This is a genomic window from Streptomyces sp. LS1784, from assembly GCF_020103755.1.
Lineage (GTDB): Bacteria > Actinomycetota > Actinomycetes > Streptomycetales > Streptomycetaceae > Kitasatospora.
The window spans coordinates 1-4,894 of the sequence record NZ_JAHSQD010000592.1 but is presented as its reverse complement, the minus strand read 5'-3'; the positions used below and the strand labels follow the sequence as shown (position 1 = coordinate 4,894).

9 protein-coding genes and 1 pseudogene are annotated in these 4,894 nt (G+C 69.6%); 8 read left to right on the top strand and 2 right to left on the bottom strand.

The annotated features are described in order from the left end of the window. The 8 genes and pseudogenes from KS423_RS38500 to KS423_RS38465 form a co-directional block, all read left to right on the top strand. Positions 1–201 (top strand): annotated as a pseudogene (locus KS423_RS38500) (hypothetical protein); the annotation flags it as partial. 29 nt (positions 202–230) lie between these two features. After that, positions 231–680, top strand: a complete 450-nt coding sequence (locus KS423_RS38495; RefSeq protein ID WP_308020297.1) for a reverse transcriptase domain-containing protein — start codon at positions 231–233, stop codon at positions 678–680. A gap of 19 nt (positions 681–699) precedes the next feature. Further along, positions 700–1,044 (top strand): hypothetical protein, encoded by a 345-nt coding sequence (locus tag KS423_RS38490; protein WP_224284383.1) that lies wholly within the window; start codon positions 700–702, stop codon positions 1,042–1,044. Positions 1,045–1,202: 158 nt separating this feature from the next. After that, a complete protein-coding gene (locus tag KS423_RS38485) occupies positions 1,203–1,550 on the top strand; it encodes a VOC family protein (protein WP_224284382.1) in 348 nt (115 codons plus the stop codon). A gap of 457 nt (positions 1,551–2,007) precedes the next feature. After that, positions 2,008–2,376: a hypothetical protein gene (locus KS423_RS38480; protein ID WP_308020296.1), complete on the top strand. Its 369-nt coding sequence runs from the start codon at positions 2,008–2,010 to the stop codon at positions 2,374–2,376. A gap of 54 nt (positions 2,377–2,430) precedes the next feature. After that, positions 2,431–2,766: a helix-turn-helix transcriptional regulator gene (locus KS423_RS38475; RefSeq protein WP_224284381.1), complete on the top strand. Its 336-nt coding sequence runs from the start codon at positions 2,431–2,433 to the stop codon at positions 2,764–2,766. Then, a complete protein-coding gene (locus KS423_RS38470) occupies positions 2,766–3,494 on the top strand; it encodes a cation transporter (protein ID WP_224284380.1) in 729 nt (242 codons plus the stop codon). The genes KS423_RS38475 and KS423_RS38470 overlap by 1 nt, the downstream gene beginning before the upstream one ends. Continuing rightward, positions 3,491–4,105, top strand: coding sequence for an isoprenylcysteine carboxylmethyltransferase family protein (locus tag KS423_RS38465; RefSeq protein ID WP_224284379.1), 615 nt, complete (start codon positions 3,491–3,493; stop codon positions 4,103–4,105). Before KS423_RS38470 ends, KS423_RS38465 begins: the two co-directional genes overlap by 4 nt. A 61-nt stretch (positions 4,106–4,166) precedes the next feature. Here the strand turns inward: KS423_RS38465 and KS423_RS38460 are convergent, their stop codons facing one another. Both KS423_RS38460 and KS423_RS38455 read right to left on the bottom strand, forming a co-directional pair. After that, positions 4,167–4,355, bottom strand: coding sequence for a transposase (locus tag KS423_RS38460; RefSeq protein WP_224284378.1), 189 nt, complete (start codon positions 4,353–4,355; stop codon positions 4,167–4,169). 131 nt (positions 4,356–4,486) lie between these two features. Beyond that, a partial coding sequence (locus tag KS423_RS38455; RefSeq protein ID WP_263455688.1) for a LysR substrate-binding domain-containing protein occupies positions 4,487–4,894 on the bottom strand: 408 nt, incomplete at its 5' end.

The following is a 4,894-nucleotide window of genomic DNA, read 5'->3' as shown; positions in this document are numbered from 1 at the left end:
ACGAACACGGCCTACCAGGCAATCGTGAACGCCTTCAACCAGCACCCCCATCAGGTGTTCCGAGCCCGCGAGCTGCACGAACTCCTCGGCATGCCCACAGACGAGGCGTCCGTAAACATCACCCGCAACCGCCTCGGACGCCTCACTCGCCAAGGCTTCCTCACCCAACCCGAACGAGGCCGCTACCAGAAAAGGACTTAACGCCCTTTCAGGGCGCCCCGGTGTCTCCCGTGCTGGCGAACTTGTTCCTGCACTACGCGTTCGAGACCTGGATGGCGCGGGAGTACCCGACCGTGCAGTTCGAACGCTATGCGGACGACGCGGTGCTGCACTGCGCCTCCGAGAGCCAGGCCCAAGAGGTCCTCGCGGCGCTCTCGGACAGGATGGTCGAGGTCGGGCTGCGACTGCACCCGGACAAGACCCGGATCGTCTACTGCAAGGACGGCGTGCGCCCCGGCTCGTACGAGCACGAGGCGTTCACGTTTCTCGGGTACACGTTCCGCGCCAGGAGGAGTCGGAGTCGACGCGGGAACCTGTTCCTGTCGTTCGACCCGGCCATCAGCAGGGAGGCCCTGACCAAGATCGGGAGGGAGGTGCGACGGAGTCCGTCTGGCCTCCGGGGCCCGGCTGGAGCAGTTCGCGCGGGCGGGTTCAGGAGACGCTTTCTGCTTCGTCGGTGAGGGTGGTGAGGAACGCCTGGTGGTGTACGTGAGCCTCGACGGCGAGGCCGGCCCGCTCGCCCTCGGGCTGCCCGAGTTGTTGCAGCTGTGCCTCGCGGCACCGTGGTGGCGGGACGCTCCCGGACGGGCGACCGAGGAACTCCGGGCCGTGGCCGACGGGTACTGGGAAGACCTTCCCGACCTCGATGAGCGGCGCCACCGCGCGGCCCGGGCGCTCGGTCTCGATCCTGCCGCGCTTCCGTCCGAGGCGACGGCCCTCGCTCGGCTCGCAGAGCTCTCCCGGGGGCCGGTCGTCACGGAGTGCCTCGTCCTCGGTTCCGAGGGGGATCCGCTTGACCCCCTGTTCGGCACCGACCGAACCTGACTGCCCATCCAGGTCTGGACCGCAGCCAGCGGCGAGCGGTCAGAGTCCGGTGAGACTGATCAAACTTCGTTGAGACGGGGCAGTGTGTGCGGCGGTGGGTGTGCCGTAGTACATGTGGAGGGTCTCGGAGCCATGCCTGTTCTCATCTGGAGTCGTCGATGTCTGTTCGCCGTGTCGTGCCCAACATTCAGTCAGAGGCCGCGCAGGAGAGCCGGGAGTTCTATGGCCTGCTGGGCTTCGAGGAGGTCATGAACCACGGCTGGATCATGACCCTTGCCTCAGCGTCCAGTCCGGCGGTGCAAGTCAGCTTCATGACCAGCGACGAGACTGCGCCGGTCACCCCCGACATGAGTGTCGAAGTGGATGACGTGGACGCGGCCTATGCGGCCATGCGGGACAGCGGTGCGGAGATCGTCCACCCCCTGCAGGATGAGGAGTGGGGCGTGCGGCGGTTCTTCGTCCGTGACCCCAACGGCCGCGTGGTCAACGTGCTGAGCCACCGCTGACGCCGCTTTCCGCACGGTCGGAAGGATGCCGGTCACAGCCACTTGTTGATGGCTGCGACCCCCGCGCGGAAGCCGTTTGAATTCCCATAGACAAACCTGCCAGAGAATTCACAGCCGGTGAAGTCGAAAGGGAAACCGTGGAGCGAATCATCAGTCCCCGCTGTGAGTGTGTGGGGTGGTGTCAGCGGGTTGGGTGTCAGCAGGTCTGTCCTGGGTGTGGATGGTTGAGCTTGGCTTCTTCCCGGTGGTGTCGTGGACCTCGGCTGTCATGAAGTGACCAATGCGCTGTCATGACACGCGGATTGTGCCTAGCACTTCAGGATGACGGCTGACACGAGGATGCTCATTCCTGTGCAGACCGCTTGGGCGGGGGAGTGGACTGGTGTGCATGACCGCCGATCCCGCTCCTGCGCAGCCCGGCACCCTGCCGAGAGTCTCTGCGGAATCTGCAGCCGATGTGCAACCGCCCGAGGCCGCCCCCGCCGGCATCGACCCCGACCGGCTCGGCGACCTCCTCGTCCGGCAGGACGGCGTCGTCGAGGTCCACGGCCTGCACGTCTGGGAGATCAGCTCCGACTCGCCGGCACTGTCCGCGCACGTCCTGGTCGTCCCCTCGGGTGACTGCCACGCGGTCCGTCGTGACCTGGAGCGGTTGCTGTGGGAGAAGTACTCCATCACCCACACCACGCTGCAGGTTGACCACATCGGCTCGGCGGCCGCCGTGCAGGACGTCGCGATCACCGCTGCGTCGATGGGAGTCACTGACGACGACCACTGCGAGGACGCACACGGCCCGGTCCACCGCCCTGGGCCGCACGAGCACTGAGCCCAAGTCAGTACATGTCTTCCTGAATTCAGGAAGTCCTGTACTGTTTTCCGGGTGCTGACACTCGCTTCCGAAATCGAGGTCCTCGCGCGGTTCGGCCGCGCGCTTGCGGACCCGATCCGCTGCCGTCTGCTGCTCGCGTTGCGCGAGGCGCCGGCCCACCCGTCCGACCTCGCCGAGGCGCTCGGCATCTCGCGGACCAGGCTGTCGAACCACTTGGCGTGCCTGCGCGACTGTGGCCTGGTGGTCGCTGTTCCGGTCGGCCGCCGCACGCGCTACGAACTCGCCGACCCCCGGCTCGGACACGCGCTGGACGACCTGCGCGCCGCCGTCGTTGCGGTTGCGGCGGACCGCACGTGCGCCGACGCAGACAAGGAGGGCTGCTGCTGATGGCCACGCTCACGCTCGGGCCGTCGCCGGCCCGCCGGGATGCGCTCACCCGCCGGATACGCCTGCTGGTTGCGGCGACCATCACCTACAACGTCGTCGAAGCGATCATCGCCATCACCGCCGGCACCCTGGCGTCCTCCACTGCACTGGTCGGTTTCGGCCTGGACTCCGTCATCGAGGTGTCCTCAGCCGCCGCAGTCGCGTGGCAGTTCTCCGCCCGCGACCACGCGGCGCGCGAGGCCCGCGAGAAGACCACATTGCGGATCATCGCAGTTTCGTTCTTCGCCCTGGCCGCCTACGTCGCCGTCGACTCGATCCGGGCGCTGACCGGCACCGGCGAGGCCGAACGCTCCTTCCCCGGCATCGTGCTGGCCGCGCTGTCGCTGGCGATCATGCCGTTCTTGTCCGCGGCCCAGCGCCGTGCCGGCCGCGAGCTCGGCTCAGCCTCGGCGGTCGCCGACTCCAAGCAGACCCTGCTGTGCACCTACCTGTCCGCCGTCCTGCTGGCCGGCCTGCTGCTCAACGCCACCCTTGGCTGGACCTGGGCCGACCCGATCGCCGCCCTGGTGATCGCCGCCATCGCGGTGAAGGAGGGCCGCGACGCCTGGCAGGGCAAGGGCTGCTGCGTTCCCTCGGCTGCGGGAGCCGCCCGGGAGGCGACAGCCGAGGGGTGCGGCTGCGGGTCCGGCTGTTCGTGCTGCTCGGCCGGACCGGAGACCGGCCGGTGAGCGGCTGGGCCTGGACGGCGCTCATCCTGTTCGTGGGATGGGCGGGGTACGCCTTTGGAGTGCGGGCGGCTGTCCAGCACCACCAGACCGGGGACGCGGGCTTCCGCGGGATCTCCGGGCGGCCGGGCTCGGCGTCCTGGTGGGCCGGAGTGCTGTTCGTCCTCGCGATGACGGGCGGTGCCGCCGCACCGGTCGCCGCGCTGGCCGGCCTCGGCAACCTTCCGGCCACCGGCGGGGCGGCCGTCCGGTGGGCCGGACTGGCCGTCACCCTGGTGGGCATCGCGGCCACCACGGCCGCGCAGGGCGCCATGGGCGCCTCGTGGCGGGTGGGCGTGCAGGACGGCGAGCACACCGCGCTGGTCACCAGCGGCGCCTTCGCCCTGGTCCGCAATCCGGTCTTCACCGCGATGAGCGTCACCGCCGCCGGCCTGGCGCTGATGGTCCCCAACGCGGTCGCGGTCCTCACCGTGGCCGCGCTGGTCGCCGCGATTCAGCTGCAGGTGCGGGTGGTGGAGGAGCCGTACCTGGCCCGCACCCACGCGGGTGCCTACGCCGCCTACACCGCCACGGCTGGGCGCTTCGTCCCCGATGTCGGGCGCCGCAGGGCGTGAGCTGCCGTACCGCACACCGCGACGTTGCCCCGGACCGGAACCGGTCCGGGGCAACGTCACGTCACGGCACCAGCTCACCGTCGTCGTCCGGCAGGCCCGGCGCCCGCAGCGGCCGGTGCCCGGCCTCCTGCGGGCGAAGAAAGGCGTACCGGCCGAGGAAGTTGATGAGGTCGAACTGGAGCGGGGACAGGTGGGCGAGGAGGTCGTTGGTGACGAGGAAACCGTCGGCGGCGAGCTTCTCGCTGGCCATGGTGCCGCGGTCGACCTCGATGAACGCCGAGTGAAGCGTGCGGCCCGCTCGGTTGCGTAGTGCAGCAGGCCGTCCGGGATGACCGAACCGCCCCGTCCTTCGCCGTAGCGGTGGTAGACCTCGGGCAGGAACTACCGGAGACGGGTCGCAGTCCGGACAAGGTCGGCGACGGCTCTGGACCGACTGTGCGGCGGCCAGGCGATCACGGTGGTGACCTTCGGCGCGTCCAGCACGGGCACGGCGGCGAGGTCACCGTGCAGTTGAGCTCGGCACGACTCCGGTGAGACCGCGCAAGCACGGCCGAGCGCGACGAGCTGCAACAACTGTGCGTGGTCGCGGACCTGCGGGCCGGGGCCGGGCGGGTAGGTGCCGTCGGGGCCGGGCCAGCATGGCAGGGGCAGGCCGGGCAGCGCGGTGATGTCGGCCATGTGCACATGGGTCCGGACGGTGAGCGGATGCCCGGCCGGCAGGACCACAACCTGGCCCTCCGTGCTGAGTTCTTCGGTGTGGAACCCTGCCGTCGAGTCGAACGGCCGGTG